Here is a 24,963-nt window from a genome sequence, read left to right on the forward strand (position 1 = left end):
TCAGATTACATCTTCACCGAGGAGCGGCTCATGTACTTCTTGATTTTCTTATCGCCAATCCAGACGGTCTTGTGGGTCTGAATGTCGACAAGCTGAAGGTCGATCTGGTAGAACACGACCTGTTCGCCGCCTTCCTGGTCCACGATGGAATTGAGGCTACCGGTGAGCATCAGGTCTGCACCGATTTCCTGACCGGCTTCCTTACGGGTTTCTTCCGTTGCATTTCCAGACTGGGAAGCGAGTTCTGCGCGGAGTTCGCCACGTTCTTCAGCATTCGCAACAAAATCCACCTTGCCGGAGTTGATGAGAGCGCGTTCCATATCCTTGATGAAGGTTTCCACGTTGATGTGTTCGTGGCTCTTGTTGCGGACACTGCCGATGACGACGGTCGGGAGTTCACCGTTCTTCGTGTTCAAAAGCTTATTGTACCATGGACGAGCAATGCAGTCCTGGATCATTTCTTCTGCAACGAGACGGGAGTCTGTATCGTTCCATTTGCCGGAAAGATCGGTCACGGAGTCGGATTCGATACGGGTGACTTTTTTACCGCCGCCGGAGCAAGCGACGAGAGCGGTCATAGCAGCCATGAGCACAAAAAGGCGAAGAATTTTAGACATATTTACCCTTTGTTGAATTGTGAGTTTAGGGGAAAATATAGTAAAGCATTCCTTTTAAAACACAAAATGACGCTTTATCCAAGAAGAAGACAATTCCTAGCGGTTCACTAAAGTTTTTGATTATTTTTCTATATTGCAGAATGGTCTGCATTGGGAGACTCTACTATGAAAAAGATCATGATTGCCATTTGCGCTTTAGCCGTACTCAGTTTTGCAGGGGAAGGACGCTCTGTTTATAGCCCATTCGCCAGCTACGGTTTGGAAATCAGCGTCGTAAAACCTTTGAGCGATGCTTGGAAAAGCAACCGCACTGCCTTTGGCAATGTAAACTTCATCAGCAATTTCCAGATTCTGCCGTACACAAGCGTGACGGGCGACATAGGATATTCTTTTCCGGGAAACGGTTTCGACGCAAAGATCGGTTTGCAGCAACAGCTCTTGCCGACAGACATTGCGCCTTTTGTCGGCGGCATGGCCGGTGTGCAGGCAATTCCGGAAGATGACTTTGCGGATTCCTTTGAAAAGCGCATCGGTCCGACCGTGGAAGCAAATGCGGGTTTATACTTCTTTAGAGAATCTTGGATTTCCCTCCGACTCAAAGGATCCTACCAGTGGACCTTTGCCGACGAAATGAATCACGGCTTTGGTGTATCGCTCGGCATTCTTTTTGCCAATTCACGCCCAGGCTTGAAAGCGATTGATGTGAGCAGATGAAGATCTCAACACGTGGACAGTACTCTTTGGAAGCGCTGCTGTGTCTAGCGACAGCGACAGAGGATAAGCCTTACAGCATCCACACGATTGCCGAAAAGACCCATATTTCGGACGGCTACCTGGAACAACTCTTTATTCCGCTGAAAAAAGCGGGATTTGTAACGGGAAGCCGAGGCGTACAGGGTGGATACAAGCTTGCCAAAGCTCCACAGGAAATTACTGCCTATCAGGTGTTGAACTTGATGGAAACGACTCTCCACAGCATTCCCTGCTTGAACGGTGACGAATGTTCCAAATTCGAAATCTGCGAAAGCCGAACGGTATGGGAAGACGTAGAGACTTCAATCGAAAGCGTCATTCATGCGATCACGCTCGCAGACCTTGTCTCGATTTACCGCAACATACAAGGAGAAAGCGCCGCATGAAGATTTCGACCAGAGGCCGTTACGGAGTTCGATTCTTAATCGACGTTGCAGAACAAGGGCTTGACACGCACACGACCCTCGCAGAAATTTCTAAACGTCAAGACATTTCTTCCGCCTATTTAGGACAGATTGCAGTCTCGCTCAAGCGCGCCGGCTACATTCGATCCATCAAAGGGTCTAACGGCGGGTTCATTTTGGCAAAGCCCCCCAGCGAAATCCAACTGCACGATGTCCTCGGCAACTTGGAAGGAGATTTGACGATAGTCGATCCGCCTCTCCCCACCGAAGAAGAAACCGACTACCGTAAAGCAATCCGCATCGGTCTTTACCAAAAAATCGATGACGCCATCACACAGGCACTCAGAGCGCTGACGTTAGAAAAGCTGCTCTCGAAGAAAAATTTGCAAAGCTATTTTAATTAACACATTGGAATTCTTGTCAGCCGCTCTCGATGCTCTGTTTTTGCAGATTACAAATAACAGTCGGATTCATTCTTCGCAATCACTCGCATGCGACCTTGCAGAACCTCCAACCGATACATCGTTTCACCCGCTTCTTTTTCGAAAAGCTGAGCTTTGATAACTGTCAATTGACATTATCTTTACACCCTTTTCCAGCTGGTTCCGTCCTTCGAGTCCTTGATTTCAACGCCTTTTTCTTTGAGCAGGTCGCGGATGCGGTCGCTTTCTGCCCAGTTTTTGGCCTTGCGAGCTTCCGTGCGCTGGCCGATTAAAGCTTCGATTTCCGCGGTGTCGTCGACGGCGTTCGGGTCCGGCTTCTTCACAAATTCTTCGCGAGGATGATCGAGCTTCAGTCCGAGTACCTTGTCGAAGTCTGCAACGAGAGCCGCCTTTTCACCTTCAGAAAGTTCCGTTTTCAGAATGCTGTTCAAGATTCCAAGGGCGCGTGGCATATTCAAATCGTCACCGATTGCATCCTTGAATTCCTGTTGCCACTTCTTGGCTTCTTCACTTTGAATCGCAGTCGCCTTGCCGATCAGCGGATCGGTCTTTTTGTGAAGGCTCTTCAAAGCTTCACGGGCGCTGTCGAGAGATTCAAAGCTAAAGTTCAAGTAGTTGCGGTAATGGCTGGTGAGGGCGAACAAGCGGTAATCCATCGGGTTGTAACCCTTGTCCATGAGAACGCTCACCGTCAAGAATTCACCCGAACTCTTGCTCATCTTGTTTCCATCCAAGCGCAAAAATTCACCGTGCATCCAGAAACGGGCAAACGGTTTTCCGGTTGCGCATTCGCTCTGAGCAATTTCATTTGTATGGTGAACGCGCACATGGTCCGTTCCGCCGCAATGAATGTCGAGCGTCGGGCCGTTGTACTTCATCGCCATTGCGGAACATTCAATGTGCCAACCCGGGAATCCGATTCCCCACGGGCTGTCCCATTCCATCAAACGTTTCTTGTCCTTCGGGCTGAACTTCCAAAGAGCAAAGTCCGTCGGGGCACGTTTTTCGCCCATGTCAATGCGGGAGCCCTGCTGAAGGTGTTCCACGTCCAAACGGGCGAAGTCAGCGTAATGCTTGTCCTTCAAACTGTCAAAGTAAATACCGTCCGAGGTGCGATAGGTGTAACCCTTTTCTTCGAGAGTCTTCACCAAATCGATTTGTTCCTGAATGTGATCGGTCGCCTTTGTCCAACGAGTCGGTTCTTCGATGTTCAAAGCGTGCCAGTCCTTCATAAAGGCGTCGGTATAGTACTGAGCGATTTCCCACACGCTCTTGCCTTCACGGGCTGCACCCTTTTCCATCTTGTCGTCACCGGTGTCGCCGTCGCTTGTCAAATGCCCGACGTCCGTGATGTTCACAATGTGGTTCAGTTTGTAACCATAATATTCGAGAGTTCTACAGAGCGTATCTTCGAAAATATAGGTGCGCAAGTTGCCGATATGCGCATAGTGATAAACCGTAGGACCGCAGCAATACATCTTCACGGTATCGTTACCGGGGAGAAGGCTGAACGGTTCTTTTTTTCGAGATGCTGTATTGTAGAATGTGAGAGCCATAGTATCCTTCAATTTAGGAAATTAACGTTCCTTGGAACGGCGTTCAAAGTTGAGCCAGTCAAACATCGGGAGCAAAGTGCGGTTATGCGGGTCTTCCGGGTTCTCAATGTACTTCTGGTAAATCGGGAACACCTGATTTTCGAGCGTTGTCTTGTCGATGTACAAGTGCAACCAGCCCGCCATCGAGATGAGGCCTGTGATATGCGAAATCACATTTTCATCGTATTCCGAAGATGCCTTGGCGATGAGTTCCGTAAGTTTTTTGTGGAACATACGGCCCGTGCCGCCGAACGAGAACTGCGTGCGAAGATCCGTCGCTTCATCCACAAGTTCGTGCACATCTTCCAAAAGTTCCGCATCGTGACCCTTCAAATACTGCAGAGCCATTTCGTGAATTTTTGCATTGATTTCGAGCGAAAGCGCCTTGCGCATCGTATCGGTAAGCGTGTGATCCTGGTCGGCGAGGGAATCGATCGAAAGGCCCTGCGAAAGAGCAAAGCCGTTGAACGACTTCGTGACGCTTTCCAAGCGGGACTTCGTCAGCAAAATGTTGATATGGCGCAGAGAATCGCTCATCAAATGACGCATGCGAAGCACGTAAGCGGTCGGGAACTGCACCTGCAACTGCTTAAACGAAACATTCTGATTCGGTACAAAGCTCACCGAAGCAGGATCCGTATCGCTGAAGACGACCGACGTAATTCTGCCCATCGAATCGCTCAACGTGAGAATCGTCGCTTCGGTCTTTTCACCGATATCCTTGTCGTCGAATGTCACATGGACAACCGTTTCAAACTTGCGAGAAGCTACAACCTTTGCAGTAATACGCGAATCGAGCTTTTCCGGATTTTCGTACTTGTCGAGTCCCATGTGCAAAACGACAGCCCGCTCCGCAAGAAGCTTGAGCGCGACCGGCATGTCCGGCATCGCATAGCGCACAAAGACTTCCGTACCGCTCCAACGATGTTCATTGGAAGTAGCGCGTCCGAGAATACTCATAAACTGGTCGCGAATCGGATGGTTGATCGGGAGGAACGGGCGGAGAAGTTCCATGGCACGTTCCGCATAGCGCATGTTCTGTACCGGTTCAAGACCTTCGATGTCGTTGAAGAACCAACCGCAGCTCGTAAAGGTGAACAGACAGAACTTTTCGATTTCCATCAAACGAATCGCCGTTGCACGAGCTTTTTCATCGCTCGGGTCGCGCAAGATTTCGTTCAAGAAATTTTCCTTGCGTTCCTTTTCTTCCGGCTTCACGAGGACGTCCACGTAAAGGTTGCGGGCGTCCCAAGCGTTGACCTTGCCGATTTTTTCGAATTCACGCAGGAATACGTCATCGGCAAACTTTTTCAAGAAGTTCATCGCATCACGAAGCGGCGTGCGCCACTTTTGATTCCAGTCCGCACCGCCGCCCGTTGAGCAGCCACAGTCACGGTACCAACGTCCCACGCCGTGTGCACAGCTCCAGGCGCAGCCTTCGGAATGTGCGTTCTTCAGTTGCACTTCGTACTTCGGCGGGAACTTTTCAAGGAACCAGCCAAAGTTCACCGGGATCATATTGTGCTGAGGAGCGTAATGGTTAAAGAGCCAAGCGGCACACATGTCGCCGAACGGTTCGTGGTGACCGTAAGATTCACCATCCGTTCCGATGCTCACCAGCTGAGGTTCGTCGCGGTTCGGGTCAAAAGCATCTTGGATGCGCTTACCAAAAACATTGGCGTCGCGGAGAAGATGTTCAAATCCGACAGCGCTCGAAAGCCACGGGTTGTAGAAGAAAACGTCCAGGTAACCATCGCAGATCTTGTTGCCTTCGGCGTCGACCGGGAAGATGCGGTACGGACGGGTCGTATCGATGTCCGTATTTTCACAACCCTTCCACGCATCATTCGTGCCGCCGAGCGGACGAAACTTTAAAGCCTGTGTCGGAGAAAGGATGGTGAACTTGATACCTTCGCGAATCAGATCCACCACCGTGTCCATATTGATTGCGGTTTCGGCGAGCCACATCGCTTCCGGCTTTCTGCCAAAATGCGTTTCAAAATCCTTGATGCCCCAACGGATCTGCGTAATGCGATCTTCCGGCGAAGCGAGCGGCATAATGATGTGGTTATAAACCTGAGCGATTGCGTTGCCGTGTCCAAGGCGCTGGACCGTTTTTGCATCCGCTTCTTGGATGCGACGGTAAGTGTCTGGCAAATGTGTGCGGATCCAACCCATCAGGGTCGGGCCCATGTTAAAGCTCATGTATTCATAGTTATTGACTATGTCCTTGATACGTCCACCGCCCGAAAGAATGCGGCTTGCGGCATTCGGGCTGTAGCACTGGGCAGCGATTCGGTCGTTCCAATCGTGGAACGGTGCGGCGCTCGGCTGATTTTCAATTTCACCCGTCCAAGGATTTTCACGAGGTGGCTGGTAGAAGTGTCCGTGAATTGCGAAGTAAAGTGGTTGTTTTGCCATAATCTTACCGTGGTGTAAACCTTAAAGAATTAACATACCATCGCCGTAACTAAAGAGGTGCAGTTGATGTTCCACTGCATACTTGTAAGCGGCAAGCGTATTTTCTCTGCCGTAGAACGCGGCGACGAGAAGAATCAAAGAACTTTTGGGCCAGTGGAAATTCGTGAGAAGTCCATCGGTGATTTTATAACGGTAGCCCGGATAGAAGAAGGCGTGGGTCACACCGGTTTCTGCCTTGAGTGTCCCATCTTCGGCGGCAATCGTTTCGATGACGCGGGTGCTCGTCGTTCCGATCGGCACAATGCGCCCGCCCGCCTTGCGAGCGTTGTTGATGATGTCCGCATTTTCCTGCGTGAGTTCGTAATGTTCGCCGTGCATTTTGTGTTCACGAAAATCTTCTTCCGAAATGTTCTGGAATGTTCCCGGTCCCACGTGGAGAGTGACCTCTGCGATGAGGACGCCTTTTGCCCTGAGATCGTTGAGCATTTCCGCGCTAAAGTGGAGGCTCGCGGTCGGAGCGGCAACGGCTCCATTGTATTTGGCAAAGATCGTCTGGTACGCCTTTTTGTCTTCTTCGTCGTCCGGACGGTTGATGTACGGAGGAAGCGGAACGTGCCCCTGCTTGTTCATAATCGCTTCGAGTTCGACCGGAGTCGTGTCAAAGCGGATCACACGGGCGCCGTCTGGATTGATCGCTTCCACGGTCACCTTGACACCGGCAATTTCCAGTTCACGTCCAATCTGGAAAGCTTTACCCGGACGCACCCAGGCTTCCCAACGGGCGTGCCCCTGTTCATCGGGGAAAAGCGTCTGCACAAGCAGAACTTCCACTTCACCGCCGTGCATCGTGTGCCCGTAAAGGCGTGCCGGTATCACCTTCGTATTGTTCACCACAATACAGTCACCGGGGTTAAAAAAGTCCACAATCTTCGGGGCGGGAACTATTTCGAGCGGGCCGCCGTTCTTGGAACAGTGCAGAATTTTCGTCTTACCCTTGCCCGGCGTGCGCGAAGCAATCAGTTCCTTGGGGAATTCAAATGAGTAATCAGACAGATGTGTCGATATCATGATAATGCTTCACTTGATTTTTTTAGCTGTAACCGCAGCCTTTCTTTAAGGCTTTCCGGTTCCAAAATTTTCACATCCGGAAGAATACCGAGCAACCAACCTTCGAGATCCGGAGTATCGCAAATATTCAATTCTACGGTCATCGGGTTCTGCTTTCGAATTTTGATCGGCGGATTAAAGTGCGCTTCCCGAAGCTGCGTCTGCAACCAAGAAGATTTCACTTCCATCACAAGCTTGATCTTCGGAAAATCCTTCCCTGTATATTTGCCAAAGCAATTCGCGTAAAGGTCTTTGTAGCTGAACGGAATTTCGGGGAAGAATCCGCCGGTCTTGCGGAAGTTCCGAATACGGCGCACGGCGAACAAACGACGTTCCAGTTTACCTTCCCCCAGCTCTACATAGGCGACAAGGTAAAGCGTGTCCACACGCAGCACAAGCTTGACCGGACAAATGTCGATTTTTTCTTCCGTTGCATTGTCGTGCGCAGAAACGTATGTAATTTTAAGCTTGCTGCGGTTCTTGATCGCGTCCAGGAACTTGTCAATTTCCGTTTCGCGGAACTGCAAGTTTTCGCTGTATTCCGAGAACGGTCCAAGGTCCACAACAAAATCGTTATCCACGTTGATGGCGTGATTTGCGGCTTCGACGGATTCCGATACTTCGCCGTTTAATATCTTGATCGCCTTTTTGATGCTTTTTCCGTGAGCGACGCCCATGTTGTCCAAGACTTTTTGCGCCGACTTCAGTTCTCGTATCAGAGATTCCGGGCGCTTCGGCACATCGGGCGAAATGAAGAAACGGTGCGTTTTCTTATCTTGCTTTAGACCGCAGTTTTCCCCTTCGAGCGTGGTGATGTAGCGGTAGATCGTGCGAATGTTGCAGTTCATGTAATCGGCGAGTTCTTGGATACTCGTCGGATGTTCCTGCAAACGCTTTTTCACCTGATTGAGTTTATCATAAGTCGAAGACATTCTTATATCTCCCCCAAGGAATTATCAATTCGGATACGGGTATCAATTCGGACTCCTTTCGCGGCACGTGCGATAAAAATATTCAAGAGGCTTTTTTGTAACATGCTTTTGACCGACCCTTCCACCAAAACGCCGTCCGCCATCGGAATAATGCGCAGACGTTGATCCATTTTTGCCTTTTTATCAAGCTTCATCTTGACTCGAAGCATATCCGCCACGTGTCGCATGTGCGGAGGTGGAGCGCCCACTTCTTCGATTTCAAACTGAGCATCACGCAAGCCTTGAATGTGACGTAGGCGCGCTATCGTCGTCCTGAAATCGCTTCCCGAAGTGTAATAGGCGTTCAACTTTAATATACCGTCCCTCACTTGAATTTCACAATTAAAGAACGGCGAATCGTGATCTTCTAAAATGCGGAGCACCGCACGCCAAAGTTCATCATCGGGAATCGGATCGCCCGGGATTCTCACCGAGAGCAAATCCACAACACCGCGAATATCCGGCAGTTTTTTGATTTCACGAATCACTTCTTCTTTTAACGGAAGTTCCGGAACCGATCCGTAAACGTAAACAACCGAATGCACCACGTTCAGCTTGACCGTCTCCACGATCGACGAAAAATACGTTTTCACGCATTCCGTCAAATGTTCAAGCAAAACACGATCCGGAAGCAGCTGATACTCATCTGGAAGCGTCATAAAAATGATCTTTCCGTTTTCAAGCTGCACCACGAGCTTTTCTGCGCCATGATCCGAAACACGACCGACGACAAAACCGGTCATCTGGCGCAACACGTGATAAATCGGATCGCCCAAAAGGGCAACACCCGCCTGCGCCGGCAAAAGTTTGAATCCCAGCGGAGCGCGTTCGTTAAAATGCGTCATCAGCGGGCGCGTGAATTTTTCACGTTCGCCTTGGCCAAAGTCGAGTTCCACCACTTCTTCCGTCCGCGTCGAATAATGTCCCGCAACGCAACCCGGTCGAGTTTTGCCATCGACGTAAACCCAATCGTTCGGCGCAATCCGATTTTGCGAAAGGAGCTTGGCATATTCCGCATTGAAAGACGGCTTACCGAAGTAAAGCTCTTGTGAGAACGCCACAAAGAACGTTTCGCAGAGTTTGCATCGGCAGACCAGAGGTATTCCGAACGGGACACCAGCGTGCACCGAAAACGGTTCTCGCGAATAAATGCTGTACGTTGAAATCGCACTGCATTCTGCGCAGTAGAACTTTTTTTCGATGAGTTTGTACGTCCAGGATCGGAGCATTTCGCCTCTGAACTAGTCCTGCATCAGCGGAAGAGCCGCGTCGATACGGCGAAGCGTTTCTTCCTTGCCGACGGTTTCAAAAAGTTCCCAAAGGCTCGGACCAGCGACAACGCCGGAAACCGCAAGACGCGGAGCGCCCACAAGTTCACCGACCTTATGACCGCAACGTTCAGCCAAGTCATAAAAAGCCTTTTCGATGACCGGCGTCTTAAATTCGTCGATTGCAGCGAGAGTATCGCGGACGAGAGTCGCAAGAACCTTAGAACCTGCGCCAAAGTGTTTCTTCATCCCCTTTTCGTCGTAAGACGTCGGAGCGACAAAGAAGTAAACAGACATATCCGCCAAATCCTGCACAAAGTGAGCGCGCGGCTTGAGAAGAGTCACGATCATGTCCAGACGTTCTTCCGGTTCGTTCGAAAGATCGATGCCCTTCTTTGTGAGACCTTCCTTCATGAGGCCCTTGAGGAATGCGTTGTCGCACATGTGAATGTGCTGAGCGTTCATCCATTGGAGCTTCTTTTCGTCGAAGCTTGCCGACTTCGGATTGATACGGTCCAATGTGAAACAATCGATCATTTCCTTCACCGTCATGACTTCGCGATCGTCACCCGGATTCCAGCCGAGGAGAGCGAGGTAGTTCACGAGAGTTTCCGGCAAGTATCCAAGATCGCGGAAGTCACCGACCGATGCAGCACCCTTACGCTTACTGAGCTTACCGCCGTTCTTGTCGAGAATCACCGGCAGGTGGCACCATACAGGAGGTTCCCAACCGAAAGCCTTGTATAAAAGTTCATGCTTCGGCGTGGAACTGATCCATTCATCACCGCGGAGCACGTGCGTCGTTCCCATCAAATGGTCATCGACGACGCTTGCAAAGTGATAAGTCGGGTAGCCGTCGCGCTTGATCAGCACGAGGTCGTCCAAAAGTTCATTCTGGTAAGAGATATGACCGCGGATCAAATCGTCGAATTCCGTCACACCCGTTTCCGGAACCTTAAAGCGGATAACCGCCTTTTCGCCAGCGGCAATACGCGCTTCGGCTTCTTCTCGGCTAATGTGACGGCAGTGACGGTCGTAGCCGGTAACTGGCACATGGGACTTTTCCTGTTCTGCGCGTACTTCCTGCAAACGTTCCTCGGTGCAGAAGCAGTAATAAGCGCAGCCCGCGTCCAAGAGCTTCTGGATTTCGCGGTGGTAGATTTCCAAACGATCACTCTGGAAGTACGGACCGCAATCCCCTTCGCAACCCGGACCTTCATCCCAGTGGAGACCGAGCCACTTGAGGTCACGCATCAAATCCTGAAGCGCCTGTTCATTGTAACGCTTGCGGTCGGTATCTTCAATGCGCAGATAGAACGTACCGCCCATCGCCTTGGCGAAGAAGTAATTGTAAATGGCAGTACGAGCGCCACCGACGTGAAGATAGCCAGTCGGACTCGGAGCAAAACGGACTCGAACTTTGCGAGTGGATTCAGACATAAGAACCTCGAATAAAAAATTCCAAAAGAGAATTAGAGATTTGTGAACAATAATAGTTTTTTAGACTTTTGCCGTTGCAAAGCCTTTGTCAAAAAGCGTCAAAAACTGACGCCTTAAAATTTTTGCTTCAAGAACGCCAAATGCAAGGGCTTGTCGTGGTAGACGTCTTCCGTCGAAGCGAGTTCCGCAGCCGAATATCCACTGCGAATTCGAAGCAAAAGAATCTGTTTTTTCGCCTCGTCAAACTGGAAGTCCATACGGAAAGTGCGGAAGGCGAGCTCCGCCGTATGCGTTTCCATATTTACCTTCACGCGGCGCCGTGTCGAATCCAGCGGGCTGTTTGCAAGCTGACATTCGGCAAAGCTTTGCAAATCCCAGCCGCACATTTCAAAAATCCAATCGCTTTCCGCCTTAAAAATTTCGCTCGGAACGATCTTCCACTGTTCCATGTTCTGCGCATCCACCCAGCCCGCTTTCGCATTCGGAAAAGCATCCGCCTTGGGAATGTAAGGCTTGATATCCAAAATCGGAGTTTCGTTCAACAGGTCCGCTTCATCGAGGTGCAACGTAAGCTTTTCCATGGAAACGAGCTTTACGCAAGAAAGTCCTATGGGATTGGGACGGTACGGGCTTCGCGAAGCGAAGGTTCCGACGCGGTCGTGATCCGCGGGCGGAACAGGCGGTCGAGTCGTCGGGCGCCAACCGGAATTCTGGTGAAAATGAAAAACGATCCATAGGCGTTCAAAACTTCCCAAATCGCGGAGAGCCTCTTCAAATCCCTTATGCGGTAAAAGCTCTATCCGTCCGGGATGCCCACGAAAAAAGACCCCCTGCCGCGGGACTTCGTACTTGTACGAAGCCTGGCTGTAGAAGGTCCCGATTGGTTCGAATTCAATTTTCACGCCTATAATTTAGCGTTTTACAGCGGTCGTCGTGTGAGATCCCGAGCGAATCATATACACGCCCGCCTTCAAATTCTGAATATGAAGCGTGTGACCGGAAAGTTCCGCTTCGGAAAGTGTTCCCGTCCAGACCATACGACCGTGCAAGTCATAAATCTTGGAAATACCATTCGAAGCGATCGGCGTGTAACCCACCTTACGCACCGGAATCGCCGAAGAACCACAACCCGTAGCGATGATCTTCGAAATATAAACGCCCGGACCATCGCTGTTGAAGGTAAGCTGAGTCGAACCGTAGACCGTGTTTGCGTCACCCGTTTCGCTTGCAAGGTCAATCGTCGTCGTCACCCAAGATTCGCTACCGCCCTGCACGCCGTACTTGTAATTCACCCATTGTGAACCGCCGGCGCCACCCACGTTCACATAGGTCGTCGTATCGGCCATGGAATGCATCGTCACTTCAATCGCGGAGCATTCCTGCAAAGCGGTGTTCACACTCGACGGCAAAGCAAAAATTGCATGCTGATAACCGCAATCGCTCTGAGGGCAACCGGCAAGAGGCACCTCCGCATAACCCGAAATTCCATCGAGAACCTTCGAACCATAAGAAACCGCAGTCAAGGATTCATCGCTTTTCCAGTTCGAAACATCGGTCGTTTCGCTATAATCCACAAGTACGAGCGTATCGGAAGAAACCGGCTTCGCATTACTTTCATCCGTTGTTTCGTCTTCGCAAGTCGTTGCAGACGCTTCGGTAGCGCCCTTCACCAGCACAAGCGTCGTCACGGAACGCGCAGGAAGCACAAAGCAGCTTGAAAGGGTAATGCTCTTGCTCTTAAAACCGTTTTCCTTGGACTGCACCGCATAAGCCGTGCCGTAACCCGAAACCTTCGGACGGTCAAGAGTCAAAGCCGTTGTACCGGAATTCGTTAAAACCAGCGAAATGGAATCCGCATCTTCGCTCACAAAAGCGACAGTCTTCAAAGCGGTTTCATCAGAAGCTGTCGAAATCACCTTCCAACCCGGATTCACAAACTTGGAATAGTGACGCATTGCGTGGTATTCCGGACTGATCGTGATTTCATCAGCCGTACAGTTGCCCCAGCCATTTGTGCAAACACCAATCAGCTGACCCTTGCCCTCACCCCAGAAAAGTTCCCAGGCGATGTAGCCGTTCAATTTGCCATCGGTAAAACCGACCTGCATAATGTGCGCAAGGCCCACCATGTAAGATTCCACGCCATTTTCTTCCATAGAGCAGAATTCCGTCATAATGATCGGCTTTGTATCCGAGCCGTAAGAGCTTGCGATTTTCGTCATCGGAGAACGGAAATTTTCCGGGTTCTTGTAATTGTTCAAAGAATTGTCGTGGCCATCCCCGGCGTGATACAAGTGGTAAGCATACCCACCGAGTTTGGTTTCGTCCAAAACGTTCATGTAACCCTGGAAATTGTTATAGCCAATGCCAAGAGGTTCAGGACCCACAATCGTCGGTGCATTCGGAAGCGTTGAAAGGGAATCGTAAATAGCGATCAGTGCTTCGGCATAGCCTGCGCGTCTCGATGTTTCGCTCGGAGCAAAGAGCGTTTCTTCATACGTCGCAAACATATCCGGTTCATTCTGGAAACTGATGTAATCCGGGGCGATTCCGGCTGCGGCATACCTTTGATAAGAGACCTTCCACCAATGAGCAAAATCACCGTAGGCGTAACTACCGTACTTGTCGGAGTTCGAAGTCTTGAGAGTCGCCTTCAAGGAGTCGCCATCTGCGTCGCTTCCGTTCACGCTGCCGCTCGGTTTTAAATAAGCCGGAGCTGACCAACTCGACATCAAAACCTTCATCTTGTCACCCAAACGAGCCTTACCCGCCCGAATAATGATGGAATCGTTTTTTAGAGAAGCCGTAGTATCCTGTAGCCAATTACCGACACGTAAAAGCGAAAGGTTCAAACCCGTGAAAGCGGTGTCGTAAAGGGCTTCCTGTTTTTCATTACCGAGAGCCGTAATCCAATTCTGGTAATAGACGCTCCCCGCGCCAAAGCCCACCACTTTCTGCTTTGTAAAAGAAGGATCTATCGTCACAGAAGCTGCCGAAGCAATTCCCGCAGCCACACCGATCGTTACCGAAAAAGCCGCCAAAGCGGTCCACATTTTATGAGTCATAAGTTCTCCATTCATCGGTAAAATAAGTTATTCCATCCCAAACCGTACATGCGAAAGTTTAACTTACTTCTAAGGAGTTCCCGCTTAAGCTTTGTTCCTTTACTTCAAAATTGTATACATTTGAAATGTTCCACATCCAATCGGAGATTTGAATCTTATGGAAACCGCGCTCGAATTTTTGAAAAAAGCAGGCGTTTTTTACTTGACCACCACCGACGGCAACCAGCCGAAATGCCGCCCGTTCGGCATCGTCGCCAAGTACAATAACCGTCTGTACATTTGCACCAAAAACGACAAGGATTGCTACAAGCAGATGATCGAAAATCCGAAGGTGGAAATCTGCGCCATGGCGGGCGACGACTGGATTCGCATCACTGGCGAAATCGCTCCGGACCCAAACCGCGAAGCCAAAGAAGCTTTACTGGAACAGAATCCGTTCGCACAAAAGATTTATTCGATCGACGATCCGCATTTTGCCGTTCTCTGCTTTAGACAGGCTCAGGCCAATGTTTACCAGTCCGTCGGTCAGATCGTTACCATTCCGATGGTTTAATGTTCCTTGCAGCGCATTGCGGCGCCCGTCACATAGCCTTGAATGAATGTCGGGTTTGCGACGGTGCGACGCAAAAGTTCTTCCAGGGTAAAGTGTTTTTTCACATCCCGGACAACACAGCTGCAAATTTCTTTCGACACAACCGTCGTACAAGAATCCATCAAGAACTTTTCCATTTCCGCCGTGTACTGTTTTGGAACACAGGGCAAGATCATTTCCAAAGCGAGCGAGTCATTCATCTCGCCTTTTGAATCGACTAAACGGATAAGATTTTCTACACCGCCGTTCGCAATGATCTTTTGATAGGCGCATTCACACGTACTTGCCGCCCGGCTCGTTCCAAAGTACGGACGAATTTCTACGGCGCAGTCCGCAAGGAAAATGTTCTTGTATTCCGGGGATTCGAGCAACGCGCTCATCACGCCTTGGGCAAAGTCCGCGTCAACGCCCAAAGCTTCTAGCGCGGCGAGATCTTCTGCGGAAAAAGCCGAGGCGCTTTGAGCCCGTTTTGGCGTTTGAGATTTTTGAGCGTCTTCACTTGCGGCAAGCGCTCCGAGGGAGGAGCCCGATTTGAGCTTTGCATTGCATTCCTGCGAAGCCTTTTTCACAAAATTCGTGTAGCCCATGTCCGCATGACCGCGGCGCATTTTCAGTTCAATCGCATCGATCTGCGCCTGGGAATATTTCTGTTCCACCTTGCCAAAAACGCAATCGCAGAAAGCAAGCGAAGAGCCTCCTTCTTCGCAAGAGACGACAAAGTTATCCCGAACTTCTTCCGAAAGCGCCGCAAGCGAAATTGCGGTACTTGCCAACACGATGCCGAAAAAATGCTTCATGATTTTCAAATTACAAAAAGAAAGATCCTCCGTTCGGAGAACCTTTCTTGGTTTTGGTTGTGAGTAAGTGTTTAGTCTACCTTCACACGGCGAGAGAGACTCAAACCGGCGCCACGGACATTCAAGTAGTACGTTCCCGAAGCAATCGATCTGCGAGAAAGATTCACCGAATTTTCACCGGCGTTCGCATACACACGTACCGACTGCACCGCAATGCCCATCGCATTCATGAGCGTTACCCGCACCATGCCGGGATGCGCAGCGGTAAAGCGAAGAGTCGAAGTCGAAGAAATAACCGCCGGAGAAAGACTCATCTGCGTCTTCGCCACGTTCACCATCGAAATCGCTTCCGTCGCTTCAGAGCTCGAAGATTCCACGACTTCTTCGCTGCTCGAGGAAAGGACCGTTTCACTGCTAGACGAAATCGCGACAGAAGAGGAGCTCTTTTCCGAGGAAGAAGAAAGCGCAACGGAGCTCGAAGAAGCTGTAGAGTTTGCAGCCGTCACCGTAATCGTCCCGGACTTCGAAACGTTTGCCGTCGCACCGGTCGTCGTCACCGTGAACTTGTACGTTCCCACAGCTGCCGTTGCAGAAACCGAACCCGAAATCGTGATATTCAAGCCGTCAAGCGTTCCCGCGACACCATCCGGAAGACCCGTCACCGTTGCGCCCGTCGCATTTTCAATCGTGTAATAGAAGCTCGCAATCGCTTCACCCTGAGCGACCGTCTGCGTGGCAGAACCCGAACCGTGCTTGGTCAATGCCGCCGCACCGCTCACTGCCGCAGAGCTCGATGAAGTCGCGATCGAAGAAGAACTCTTCACTGAGGAAGATGAGGCTACAGAACTCGAAGACTCCGTAGCGCTCGAAGAAGCAGGCGTTACCGTGCCCGAAGAACCCGGATCCGGAAGGGTCGCTCCCGCATAAAGTTGAATGGAATCGCGGAGAGCATAAGCCTTTGCCTTCGTGCTCACATCGGTAATGCTCATGGAATACGTCGGCGTAAAGGCGTTCGAATTCGTGCCGCTACCGGAATTTCCACTCGTATTTTCCGTGTAATTGCCATTCGAATAAACCGCGGTATAGTCCCCGTCATAAAGGTCAATCGGTTTGTTCACCCCGATAAATACGTTGCCTTCCACACGCAAATTCGCTTTATAGGCAGCACGCACGCAGTGGCTCGCATCATCGCTATCGAAAAGGTTGTTCGCTACATGGACTTCGCCAAAACGCACGCGCGGCATACGTTCCTTGGCACCGTCTGCCCACCAGTTGTGATGCATCGTGGTTTTGAGTTTTCCGGAGTCAGTCGTTTTACTATCGCTATTGCCGATAAGGTTGCTGAACTGGTGATTTGAAGAAGCGCTGGTGTAGTGGAACTTGCTCCAAGAAATGGTCACATAGTTCGCACCGTTGATCACATCCAGGTTTCCATCTTCGCCGTCGTAGACTTCGACGTGGTCAATCCAAACGTGAGATCCGCCCTGGACATGCATGCAGTCGCCCGCGTCCTTATCGACAGCGCCAGCACCCTTCACTACAATGTTCCGGATGATGACGTTATCGCCTACAATGTTTAAAACGGTGTTGTCTTCGTTCTTCGTGCCGGTATAGGTTTGCGCAATGATCGCGCCCTGATAGCCGTAAATCGTCACGTTATCGCCGACATTGATTGCGCTCTTGGAAGGAACGGTATAAGTTCCCGGCTTCACATAGATCGTGTAGCCACCCTTTTCTGCATACGCGCGTAGATCGTCCACGTTACTCACGGTGACCGTGGTTTTACCCGCACCGCCCGTGGTGCCTCCGTTTTGAGTTGCCCATCCCGTCATCGGAAGATCCGGAGCGGTCACAGCAAATGCACTCGTTGCAAGAAGAGCCGTAGCGAAGATTGCCTGTTTTGTTCTCATAGGTCCACCCTTTTCCCTTTACTTTGAGAATGTTCTCAAAATTTCTAAAAGAAAATTTATATCAAATTATCAAAAACACAATAGATTTTTCAAACCACAAATAAATCAAATCAGAAAAACATTGAATTTGCGCAATTTCTAGGAACTTGAAAACAAAAATTTACAAAGTTTATGTCACAGACATCTCCATTGAAATGTTCTCAAATTTTCAATTCACCTACAAGGTGTTACGGTTTAGGTGGATTTTCAAAACGGAGTAGCGCCGCAGCGATTTCTTGTTCACGCGGAAGCTCCGAATCCTTGGAAAATCCTTGCGGAAGTCGGCGGAAGCCCACATTCTGAATCTGCACATAAAGTTTGTGGATCGCTTCGTCGGTCGGAAGCTCTTCTACGTTCTGCAGCATATTGAGCAAAAAGAGCCCAAGACCGCTAAGCTGTGCCGTACGAGCGGTCGGGAAAAGGGCTCGCAAATCCGCAGTGATGTAACCGATTGTAAGCTCCGTTCCACGCAGGCGAATCTTCACCTGGCGCTCCTGGGCGGTACGCGTTTTCACGCCGCCGACAAGATCTTCCGAGAGCGCCGGAAAAGGTCTGCACTTGAGATTTCCAAAAGACGGAAGCTTTTCAAGCGGAGCCTGCAGGCTCGAAGCCGCGGCGATTTCTTTCGCCTTTGCCGTCTCATCCATCGGCTCGTAATTCTTCATCACAAGCACCGTATCGGCGACCTTCAAATAATCGCCACAGGCGCCGACGACAAGAACCATGTTCACCCCGAGCTTTTTCAATTCTTCTGCGCGATCCGAAAGCGGAATCAGAGGTTCATCTTTTTCGCCGACGAGAGAGCGCATGCGCGCATCGCGAATGAGGAAGTTTACCGCCGATGCGTCTTCGTCGACGTAAAGAGTTTTCGATCCAAACTCAAGCGCTTCCATCACATTCGCCGCTTCACTTGTAGAACCGGAAGCGGAACGCGTTTCGAACTTTTCCGTAGAAACGCCAAAAGGGAGTTGTCGCACAAACGGCGCAATACGCGTTCCTTTCACAATGCGGCCCGGTTCCGCAGCAATGCGCATCGCCGACGGATCCGTTACAATCCATTCTCGGCCATCACCAAGAACATGCGGAACGGCAGAACTTTCCAGCGCCGAAAGAAGCGTCGATTTTCCGTGGTAAGCTCCGCCCGCGATAATCGTAATGCCTTTGGGAATCGCCATGCCCGAAATCTTTTTTCCACAGACTTCAAAGGTTTGGAGCAGTTCCTTCGGAGCTTCAAACGGGACCGCATCTTTTTTCGGAAGGTCGCTCGTTCCGGATTCACGCGGTAAAATCGCCCCGTTCGGAACGAAGGCGACAAAGCCTTTTTCTTGCACAGCGGCAAGGAGCGCTTCACGAACTTCCAAAGATTCAATATACTTCAGAGCTTCGGCGCGTTCCGCTTCGGAATTCAAATAGAGCGTCATCAAAAGGTCGGGAATCGTCGCCGTCAAAAGATCCACCGCCGCAGGCACATCGATAATGCGCTTGTCGCCCGGAAGCCCCACCGAGAGCATCACTTCGACGACCGCCTTGCCACCGTTTTCCGAAGGGCCGCCCACCCAAAGCGCGTTCCGCACAAGCACTTCTTCGCCCGGAACCAGAGCGTGAATCGGGAGCTTTTCTTCTTCCGAGCGGATTTCCACTTCCGCACTGAGCCTACGCAGCAAGTAGTCGGCAAGGGCCAAGCGTTTTACAGGAGAATTTCCCCATTCCGCCGGAATGCCGAGGATTTCAATCGGAGCGTTGAATTTAAGGCGCGAAGCCGGAGCATACGGATCTCCCTGCACATGGATAAATTCCATGTCGAAGTCGCCAAAGTTCCATGTTTTTCCGGTCAAGCTTTTGTACAGGCCATAGCTTTTGCCGGTAAAAGTGCGCAATTTTTGATAAAGTTCTTTCATTTACAAGCAAAAGTACAATTTATAAGGGCATTTTTACATTCCGAGCTCCGCCAAGGGCCATTTTTCTTTATATCTTAGAAGACGATTTAGAAGGAGTTACAAATGAAATTTCTCTCGAAACTTTTTGCATTCAGCGCTGTAACGCTCTCGTTCTGCGCAGTCGTCGCCATGGCCGAAGAACCTCCTCCTCGTGGAGAGCCGGCTAAGGTCACCATCCTCACCGAACCGTCCAACAGCGAAGTCTATCTCGGCGGCGAACTTCTCGGCAAGAGCCCGATTGAAAATCGCGACGTCAAGTCTGGTCGTTACACCTTGATCGTTGTGGACCAGGGTTACGAACTCGTCAACAAGCGCGTGAACATTTGGCCGAACAAGAAGAACGAATTCAACTTCGGCACCGTGATTCCGAAGGGCAACGTCGAAGTGACGACGAAGCCGGGCAAATGCTACATCTACGTCGACGGCGATAACGCCGACCGTACCGATGGCGCAGCTCTCACCGTGAACAACCTTGACGCAGGCGACCACATGATCCGTGCAGAATGCAACAACGGTCGTGCCGCGGAACAGCTTGTAAAGATCGAAGGCGAAAAGACGGTGAAGGTCTTCCTCGACGCCACCAAGGGCAAGAGATATTAATCGAAGCCTTTCTCAAGCGAAATGAGATTAAAAATCCCGTTGCAATGCAGCGGGATTTCTTGTTCATCTTCAACAACTGTACTTTACGCAGAACTCCTCAATCGGTACCGGACGCGAGTAGTAAAAGCCCTGGAAACTCGTCACGTTAAATTTGCGGAGCATGTCTCGCATTTCTGCGGTTTCCACGCCTTCCACACAAAGCTCCGCATTAAAAGCTTCCGCCAGCTGAGAAATGAACTTCACCGTGTTCCGATCTTCTTTATTCGACTGAATGTTCAGCACGTAATCGCGGTCAATTTTCACACAGTCGATCGGGAGCTTGCGCAAAACGCCGAGCGAAGAAAATCCTGTGCCGAAATCGTCCAAAGCGATTCTCACTCCTTCCTCACGAAGGCGCACAAAAATATTTTGCAGCAGTTTCACATCGAGCAAGCGACAACGTTCTGTGAGTTCAAGACAAAGATTCTTTGCTGGGAAATGCGTCGCTTTCAAAAGATCCAAAACCACATCGACAAAGTCCGTCCTTTCAAGTTGCGCATAAGAAAGGTTTACGTTCATCACAAAATTCGGATACTTGGCTCGAATCCGATTTCCGCAAATCATCGCTTCGCGCAAAATCCATTTTCCGAGTTCCGGGAAAAGACTATCCTGCTCCAGAATCGGCACAAACAGGAACGGCGGAACAAGACCGTAATCGTTGTTTCTCCAGCGGATCAATGCTTCCGCTCCACACATCTCTTCGGTTTTTGCGTCCACGACAGGCTGGTAATAAAGCTCGAAGCCCACACATTCGTCCACAATGCTGTTGCGGATCTCGTTCAAACGCGTGAGGCTGTTACGGCTTTCATCGATCACCACTTCCTGGAATTCAAATAGTTCCCCATGATGGTTCCCCTTGGATTCGTGAAGTGCAAACCTGAGGCACGAATACACCGTATCCGGGCTCACCGAAAAACGCTCCAAGTGCAACGCTCCCGCGCAAAGCGAAAGCGTCAAACGGTCCGAGCCCACATAGAATTCCTTGGCACAGGTTTCCTGCAAATCCGCATAGATTTCACTCAAGCGCTGAATCGAAGACTTTTGCGCAATCACAGCGAACTTGGTTCCATCCATGCGGTACACCTGGCCTTCGCAACGGAATTCCGAAAGCAACAGCGAGCCTAGCTTTCGCAAAGCGCGGTTTCCAAAGGTATAACCAAAAATATCGTTCGTGCGAGAAAATTCCTCGACGCCGATCATTAAAATATCGAGTTCCTGTTTTTTCCAGAACGCCGACTTCAAATCATCCAAAAAACCGTAAAGACTGCGCAAGTTCGTTACATCATCAATGTAATTGACGCTGTCATGATTCTTAATAGAACCGCAAAAATATTCAGGCTTTCCATCATCGTCATGGATGACAACACCCTGACAAACGCAGACCACATATTCGCCGTCTAAACGACGGGCGCGATATTCCAAGGTATGATTATTGTCAGAGCCAGCAAAAATCGCATTGATACTTTCGTTAAAATATTCGCGATCCGTCGGATGCAAATGTTCATTCCAAATGCTCTGCGCATTTTCCATATATTCCGACGGAAGGCCAAAATAATCCACAGCAGACTTGGACCATCGCGAAAGATCTTGCTTCATGTCGCACACATAGACATAATTTCCACCACTTACAATGGAGAAAGCGTTAAACATGGAATCCAATTTTTCTTTTCTAACCATAAACACGCCCCTCCGCTATCTCATCACCACAATCTGGTTTCGACCTTGTTTCTTCGCTTTGTAAAGCGCATTATCCACACGCATCAAAATCTTATCCGATGAATCATTTTCACAGACTTCAGTCACGCCGAGACTAATCGTCTTATGATGTGCAACCGTAAAGTCCACTGCGGCAAAAGAGGTGCGAATGACTTCTGCCAAAAGCTTTGCGCGTTCCGCCTGAATTCCCGGCAAAAGAATCATAAATTCTTCTCCGCCCCAACGGCCGATACTTGCCTCCGGAGCGTGATCCTTGATCGCACGCCTAGATACATCCGCGAGTTTCAGAATGACAGCATCCCCTTCCTTATGGCCACAGGCATCGTTCACCTGCTTAAAAAAGTCGATATCGTACATCAGCAAAGAGAACTTTTCGCCTGTTTCCTCGAAAACTTTTACGCTTTCCTTGATACGGCGCTGGATTTCTCCACGGTTCAAAAGCTTTGTCATGCTGTCCGTGATCGCCATTTCGGTGAGCTTCCTGTTCGCTTTTTCGAGTTCTACCGTCGCAGCGTCAATAAAGGTCGCGAGGCGGTTGATCATCGAGACCTTTCCGGCGAACTGTTCGTTCTGCATTTCAAAATGCACGTTCAAATCCTTAGGACCTTCACGCAAAGCGGCGACGACAAGAGTCACGTTGTGCTGATTCAAGTACCCGTCGGTTTTCAAGAATTCGCTCGAGGTATAAAAGCCCGAAGTCGAAGCAATACTCTGAAACGGGAACGTTTCCTTACTGATTTCGTCGTCACCCCAGTACGTGCGACGTGCGGCGCAAGAGAAAATCTTGATCTGTTCCGGCTGGAATTCCGCAATCTTTTTTCCGTCCTTCTGAATACTTTCAAGAATCGTCCACGGATCACCGTAAGCAATTCGCGCGCTCACATCCTTTTCAATATCCGAAGTCATCGTCAAAGAACCGTCTTCGTTGCTCGCGATCGGCGCTCGCAAAATATCGATTCCATGATGTCTATAGAAGAACGGAAATTCAAGAGTATTGCTAAAGAAGTGTTCGTTGTTCGGTATATTCAAATATTTGTAGTAAGCGTCATAAGCGGGGCGATCGTCGAGTTCTTGCAGAATGCAGCCATCCGCCTTGGTCACCTTGAATTCACGGCCAAGAGGTTTCCAACCCGTGATGAATGTCGACATCACATTCAGATCTTCACCGCCGAGCAATAAGAAGACGACACCCTTTTCCGTATAGCCGCGCACTTTACTGAACACGCAAGCTTCATCGTTATTCAAGTCCGGGTTAAAGGCTCCGCCACCAAAAATCTCGATGTCCGGATCCACATCGGTAAACGCATCACAGAACGGCGTCATCGACATACCGCGAATCGTGACAAGCATCGAAACCGCTTTCACCCACGGATACTTGACGAGCTGTTTCTTAAAGTCCGCCACGACATCGAGAGCGCAATCTTCTGTCAGCACATAGTGCATCAGTTTTACACGCGTCGACGGGAATTCGAAAATGGTACACACCACACCGATTGGCGACGAAGAAAGTCCGCCTTCAATGATGTTACCGTTCGTGGAGCAGCCCATGTACAGTGCGTCCGGCACTTCTTGATCGATAATCTCACAAGCAAGTTCAATTTGCGAACGTTCAATGTCTTCTGCATAAAATTCGAACAGGACACAAGAAGTCACCTTCGATCGACGCCATTGGTTGATCTTATCCAATTCTCTTTTCAGCTTCCCGATGCTGGTATATTCAAATTGAAATTGCTTCATAGTCTCAATGTATATCCATTTTTAGAAAAGAGATTCCTCGCATTCCTGAGCGACCCTCAAATTCAACAACCCTATACATTCAATATATGCACAAACGAAAAAAGACGGATAAAAAACATCCGTCTTTTTTCAGAGGCAACGCCCGGACTCGAACCGGGGAATAAGAGTTTTGCAGACTCGCCCCTTACCAACTTGGGTACGTCGCCATGTGACTGCAATTATAGGAAATATTTTGTTATTTTCCAAGGTGATGATGCGCAGACTCCCTCTAAAAAAACGCCTTTTTTGCACATTTATCGAGCTTTGGCTCCGCTCGTTGAGGATTAATTGGGGAAATTCTGTGGATATGTCAAATCCAGGAATTCTAGCGCTGTGGCACCAGGACCTGTTTGCGGCGACAGCCGCCTTTCGAAAATCCGGACTCGTCGCCTTCATTTCACCGAGTTCCGATGGAGAAATTCTTGCAAAAATCGCATTTGACCTCGGGTACAAGGTCGTTCGCGGCTCCAGTTCCGAGAAAACGCTCGAAATTCGCGAGGTTCTGCGGCAGCTGAAAGAGGGAAATTCCTGCGCAATGGCGCTCGACGGTCCCAAAGGCCCCGCTCTTCAGGAAAAGCCCGGTACGCGTTGGCTTGCGGAGCGGGCAAACGCTCCGGTTTACAAACTGGAAGTCCGCTATGGGGCGCATTTTTCGCTCCGCAGCTGGGACAAGGCAAAGATTCCCCTCCCATTGTCAAAATTGACAATTTCATTAAGCTATCTTTGAAATGTGTTTGATTCTGATTGGGAGTATTGAATGATTTATTCTACCTTCGTCGCTTTCGACTTGGAAACAACGGGTCTTTTCTCTAACAAAGATGAAATCGTGGAAATCGGTGCCGTCAAATTCACCGTTTACGACGACAACGGCATCATCCGTCCCAAAAAAATTTCGGAATTCCAGACCTTGGTAAAACCACCCATGATGATTCCGGACGAAGCGACACGAGTGAACCACATTACAAACGAAATGGTGGAAAACGCTCCAGACATCAATACAGCCCTGAAAAAGTTCACCGTTTTCTGCGGCCAGTCCGCGATTCTCGTAGCCCATAACGCAGACTTCGATGCGGGATTTTTGCACGTCGCCTACACCAAGCATCCACAGCTTTTGCCGGGCAATCCGATTGTCGATAGCCTGCGCGTCGCCCGTTCGATTTTGCCGGAACTCAAGAGCCATAAGCTTGGCGATCTCGCCCACATGTTCCAACGCATCAAGGGCCAGATCAAGCTCGCGATCAACAACGACGAAATGCACCGCGCCGTTTACGACTGCGAAATGCTCATGGAAGTTTTCGTCGCCCTTCTCCGTCGCCGCATTCGCAAAGAGGATTGGGATATATCCCGCATTCTGAATTGCATCATCAAGCACGGTTCGACGCCCGCGTACCTGACAAAGATGAATTAAAATTTTCCGCATTGAAAATTCCTACGGAAACCTGTGCATGCGTACGTGCCATTTTTGACTTTTTT

General features: G+C 50.0%; 21 protein-coding genes and 1 tRNA gene. 7 read left to right on the forward strand and 15 right to left on the reverse strand.

Going from position 1 to position 24,963, the window contains the following annotated elements; all coding sequences use genetic code 11:
• Nucleotides 1–5 precede the first annotated feature (5 nt).
• Nucleotides 6–617, reverse strand: coding sequence for a penicillin-binding protein activator LpoB (locus tag BGX16_RS05630; RefSeq protein ID WP_100425169.1), 612 nt, complete (start codon nt 615–617; stop codon nt 6–8).
• A gap of 165 nt (nt 618–782) precedes the next feature.
• Between BGX16_RS05630 and BGX16_RS05635 the strand changes: the two genes are divergently transcribed.
• Genes BGX16_RS05635 through BGX16_RS05645 form a run of 3 tightly spaced genes read left to right on the forward strand, consistent with a single transcriptional unit; the run spans nt 783 to nt 2,178 of the window.
• On the forward strand, nt 783–1,331 hold the full coding sequence (locus BGX16_RS05635; RefSeq protein WP_100425170.1) for a hypothetical protein: 549 nt from the start codon (nt 783–785) through the stop codon (nt 1,329–1,331).
• Entirely contained in the window at nt 1,328–1,756 is a 429-nt protein-coding gene (locus BGX16_RS05640) for an RrF2 family transcriptional regulator (protein WP_100425171.1), read from the forward strand. Before BGX16_RS05635 ends, BGX16_RS05640 begins: the two co-directional genes overlap by 4 nt.
• Nucleotides 1,753–2,178: an RrF2 family transcriptional regulator gene (locus tag BGX16_RS05645; protein ID WP_157797894.1), complete on the forward strand. Its 426-nt coding sequence runs from the start codon at nt 1,753–1,755 to the stop codon at nt 2,176–2,178. Before BGX16_RS05640 ends, BGX16_RS05645 begins: the two co-directional genes overlap by 4 nt.
• A 179-nt stretch (nt 2,179–2,357) precedes the next feature.
• Here BGX16_RS05645 and cysS read toward each other — a convergent pair whose 3' ends face one another.
• From cysS to BGX16_RS05685, 8 genes are all read right to left on the reverse strand, one after another.
• Nucleotides 2,358–3,773, reverse strand: a complete 1,416-nt coding sequence (cysS, locus tag BGX16_RS05650; RefSeq protein ID WP_100425173.1) for a cysteine--tRNA ligase — start codon at nt 3,771–3,773, stop codon at nt 2,358–2,360.
• A 21-nt stretch (nt 3,774–3,794) separates the two neighbouring features.
• On the reverse strand, nt 3,795–6,233 hold the full coding sequence (locus tag BGX16_RS05655; RefSeq protein WP_241899468.1) for a DUF3536 domain-containing protein: 2,439 nt from the start codon (nt 6,231–6,233) through the stop codon (nt 3,795–3,797).
• A gap of 21 nt (nt 6,234–6,254) precedes the next feature.
• On the reverse strand, nt 6,255–7,301 hold the full coding sequence (gene queA / locus BGX16_RS05660) for a tRNA preQ1(34) S-adenosylmethionine ribosyltransferase-isomerase QueA (protein ID WP_241899469.1): 1,047 nt from the start codon (nt 7,299–7,301) through the stop codon (nt 6,255–6,257).
• The gene (locus BGX16_RS05665) at nt 7,298–8,272 is read right to left on the reverse strand and encodes a helix-turn-helix transcriptional regulator (RefSeq protein WP_100425175.1); all 975 of its coding nucleotides are present in this window, start codon (nt 8,270–8,272) and stop codon (nt 7,298–7,300) included. Before BGX16_RS05665 ends, queA begins: the two co-directional genes overlap by 4 nt.
• Nucleotides 8,273–8,274: 2 nt before the next feature.
• Complete coding sequence (locus tag BGX16_RS05670) at nt 8,275–9,540, reverse strand: BON domain-containing protein (RefSeq protein ID WP_100425176.1); 1,266 nt, start codon at nt 9,538–9,540, stop codon at nt 8,275–8,277.
• A 12-nt stretch (nt 9,541–9,552) separates the two neighbouring features.
• Complete coding sequence (gltX, locus tag BGX16_RS05675) at nt 9,553–11,019, reverse strand: glutamate--tRNA ligase (protein ID WP_100425177.1); 1,467 nt, start codon at nt 11,017–11,019, stop codon at nt 9,553–9,555.
• A gap of 113 nt (nt 11,020–11,132) precedes the next feature.
• Nucleotides 11,133–11,921, reverse strand: coding sequence for a tRNA (N6-threonylcarbamoyladenosine(37)-N6)-methyltransferase TrmO (tsaA, locus tag BGX16_RS05680; protein ID WP_241899470.1), 789 nt, complete (start codon nt 11,919–11,921; stop codon nt 11,133–11,135).
• 9 nt (nt 11,922–11,930) lie between these two features.
• Complete coding sequence (locus BGX16_RS05685; RefSeq protein ID WP_241899471.1) at nt 11,931–14,084, reverse strand: glycosyl hydrolase; 2,154 nt, start codon at nt 14,082–14,084, stop codon at nt 11,931–11,933.
• Between the two features lie 157 nt (nt 14,085–14,241).
• Between BGX16_RS05685 and BGX16_RS05690 the strand changes: the two genes are divergently transcribed.
• Complete coding sequence (locus BGX16_RS05690; protein WP_100425179.1) at nt 14,242–14,637, forward strand: pyridoxamine 5'-phosphate oxidase family protein; 396 nt, start codon at nt 14,242–14,244, stop codon at nt 14,635–14,637.
• Here the strand turns inward: BGX16_RS05690 and BGX16_RS05695 are convergent.
• The 3 genes from BGX16_RS05695 to BGX16_RS05705 form a co-directional block, all read right to left on the reverse strand.
• Complete coding sequence (locus tag BGX16_RS05695) at nt 14,634–15,473, reverse strand: hypothetical protein (RefSeq protein ID WP_100425180.1); 840 nt, start codon at nt 15,471–15,473, stop codon at nt 14,634–14,636. The two genes, BGX16_RS05690 and BGX16_RS05695, sit on opposite strands and share 4 nt — an antisense overlap.
• A 71-nt stretch (nt 15,474–15,544) precedes the next feature.
• On the reverse strand, nt 15,545–17,383 hold the full coding sequence (locus BGX16_RS05700) for a pectate lyase family protein (RefSeq protein ID WP_100425181.1): 1,839 nt from the start codon (nt 17,381–17,383) through the stop codon (nt 15,545–15,547).
• Between the two features lie 227 nt (nt 17,384–17,610).
• Complete coding sequence (locus BGX16_RS05705; protein ID WP_100425182.1) at nt 17,611–19,320, reverse strand: ABC-ATPase domain-containing protein; 1,710 nt, start codon at nt 19,318–19,320, stop codon at nt 17,611–17,613.
• A gap of 102 nt (nt 19,321–19,422) precedes the next feature.
• On the opposite strand from BGX16_RS05705, the gene BGX16_RS05710 reads away from it, so the two are divergent.
• The gene (locus BGX16_RS05710) at nt 19,423–19,959 is read left to right on the forward strand and encodes a PEGA domain-containing protein (protein ID WP_100425183.1); all 537 of its coding nucleotides are present in this window, start codon (nt 19,423–19,425) and stop codon (nt 19,957–19,959) included.
• 69 nt (nt 19,960–20,028) lie between these two features.
• Here the strand turns inward: BGX16_RS05710 and BGX16_RS05715 are convergent, their stop codons facing one another.
• The 3 genes from BGX16_RS05715 to BGX16_RS05725 all read right to left on the reverse strand — a co-directional run bounded on the left by BGX16_RS05715 (nt 20,029) and on the right by BGX16_RS05725 (nt 23,657).
• Complete coding sequence (locus tag BGX16_RS05715; protein ID WP_146139514.1) at nt 20,029–21,675, reverse strand: EAL domain-containing protein; 1,647 nt, start codon at nt 21,673–21,675, stop codon at nt 20,029–20,031.
• A 15-nt stretch (nt 21,676–21,690) separates the two neighbouring features.
• Nucleotides 21,691–23,451, reverse strand: coding sequence for a sensor domain-containing diguanylate cyclase (locus BGX16_RS05720; RefSeq protein WP_100425185.1), 1,761 nt, complete (start codon nt 23,449–23,451; stop codon nt 21,691–21,693).
• A 133-nt stretch (nt 23,452–23,584) separates the two neighbouring features.
• Nucleotides 23,585–23,657: transfer RNA gene (locus tag BGX16_RS05725), tRNA-Cys, on the reverse strand.
• A 140-nt stretch (nt 23,658–23,797) separates the two neighbouring features.
• Between BGX16_RS05725 and BGX16_RS05730 the strand changes: the two genes are divergently transcribed.
• Together BGX16_RS05730 and BGX16_RS05735 are read left to right on the forward strand one after the other, a co-directional pair.
• Nucleotides 23,798–24,217, forward strand: a complete 420-nt coding sequence (locus tag BGX16_RS05730; protein WP_157797895.1) for a lysophospholipid acyltransferase family protein — start codon at nt 23,798–23,800, stop codon at nt 24,215–24,217.
• Between the two features lie 30 nt (nt 24,218–24,247).
• Entirely contained in the window at nt 24,248–24,898 is a 651-nt protein-coding gene (locus BGX16_RS05735; RefSeq protein WP_100425187.1) for a 3'-5' exonuclease, read from the forward strand.
• Nucleotides 24,899–24,963: the final 65 nt, after the last annotated feature.

Source organism: Hallerella succinigenes (genome assembly GCF_002797675.1).
GTDB classification, from domain to species: domain Bacteria; phylum Fibrobacterota; class Fibrobacteria; order Fibrobacterales; family Fibrobacteraceae; genus Hallerella; species Hallerella succinigenes.

Excerpts from the sequence above, each read along its gene's own strand:
- BGX16_RS05700 (WP_100425181.1), bottom strand. The coding sequence starts at position 17,383 with ATGAGAACAAAACAGGCAATCTTCGCTACGGCTCTTCTTGCAACGAGT.
- BGX16_RS05690 (WP_100425179.1), top strand. The coding sequence starts at position 14,242 with ATGGAAACCGCGCTCGAATTTTTGAAAAAAGCAGGCGTTTTTTACTTG.
- BGX16_RS05710 (WP_100425183.1), top strand. The coding sequence starts at position 19,423 with ATGAAATTTCTCTCGAAACTTTTTGCATTCAGCGCTGTAACGCTCTCG.
- queA (WP_241899469.1), bottom strand. The coding sequence starts at position 7,301 with ATGATATCGACACATCTGTCTGATTACTCATTTGAATTCCCCAAGGAA.
- BGX16_RS05685 (WP_241899471.1), bottom strand. The coding sequence starts at position 14,084 with ATGACTCATAAAATGTGGACCGCTTTGGCGGCTTTTTCGGTAACGATC.
- BGX16_RS05720 (WP_100425185.1), bottom strand. The coding sequence starts at position 23,451 with ATGAAGCAATTTCAATTTGAATATACCAGCATCGGGAAGCTGAAAAGA.
- BGX16_RS05655 (WP_241899468.1), bottom strand. The coding sequence starts at position 6,233 with ATGGCAAAACAACCACTTTACTTCGCAATTCACGGACACTTCTACCAG.
- BGX16_RS05735 (WP_100425187.1), top strand. The coding sequence starts at position 24,248 with ATGATTTATTCTACCTTCGTCGCTTTCGACTTGGAAACAACGGGTCTT.
- BGX16_RS05640 (WP_100425171.1), top strand. The coding sequence starts at position 1,328 with ATGAAGATCTCAACACGTGGACAGTACTCTTTGGAAGCGCTGCTGTGT.
- BGX16_RS05665 (WP_100425175.1), bottom strand. The coding sequence starts at position 8,272 with ATGTCTTCGACTTATGATAAACTCAATCAGGTGAAAAAGCGTTTGCAG.
- BGX16_RS05670 (WP_100425176.1), bottom strand. The coding sequence starts at position 9,540 with ATGCTCCGATCCTGGACGTACAAACTCATCGAAAAAAAGTTCTACTGC.
- BGX16_RS05695 (WP_100425180.1), bottom strand. The coding sequence starts at position 15,473 with ATGAAGCATTTTTTCGGCATCGTGTTGGCAAGTACCGCAATTTCGCTT.
- BGX16_RS05635 (WP_100425170.1), top strand. The coding sequence starts at position 783 with ATGAAAAAGATCATGATTGCCATTTGCGCTTTAGCCGTACTCAGTTTT.
- gltX (WP_100425177.1), bottom strand. The coding sequence starts at position 11,019 with ATGTCTGAATCCACTCGCAAAGTTCGAGTCCGTTTTGCTCCGAGTCCG.
- BGX16_RS05715 (WP_146139514.1), bottom strand. The coding sequence starts at position 21,675 with ATGGTTAGAAAAGAAAAATTGGATTCCATGTTTAACGCTTTCTCCATT.
- BGX16_RS05630 (WP_100425169.1), bottom strand. The coding sequence starts at position 617 with ATGTCTAAAATTCTTCGCCTTTTTGTGCTCATGGCTGCTATGACCGCT.
- BGX16_RS05645 (WP_157797894.1), top strand. The coding sequence starts at position 1,753 with ATGAAGATTTCGACCAGAGGCCGTTACGGAGTTCGATTCTTAATCGAC.
- BGX16_RS05730 (WP_157797895.1), top strand. The coding sequence starts at position 23,798 with ATGTCAAATCCAGGAATTCTAGCGCTGTGGCACCAGGACCTGTTTGCG.
- BGX16_RS05705 (WP_100425182.1), bottom strand. The coding sequence starts at position 19,320 with ATGAAAGAACTTTATCAAAAATTGCGCACTTTTACCGGCAAAAGCTAT.
- cysS (WP_100425173.1), bottom strand. The coding sequence starts at position 3,773 with ATGGCTCTCACATTCTACAATACAGCATCTCGAAAAAAAGAACCGTTC.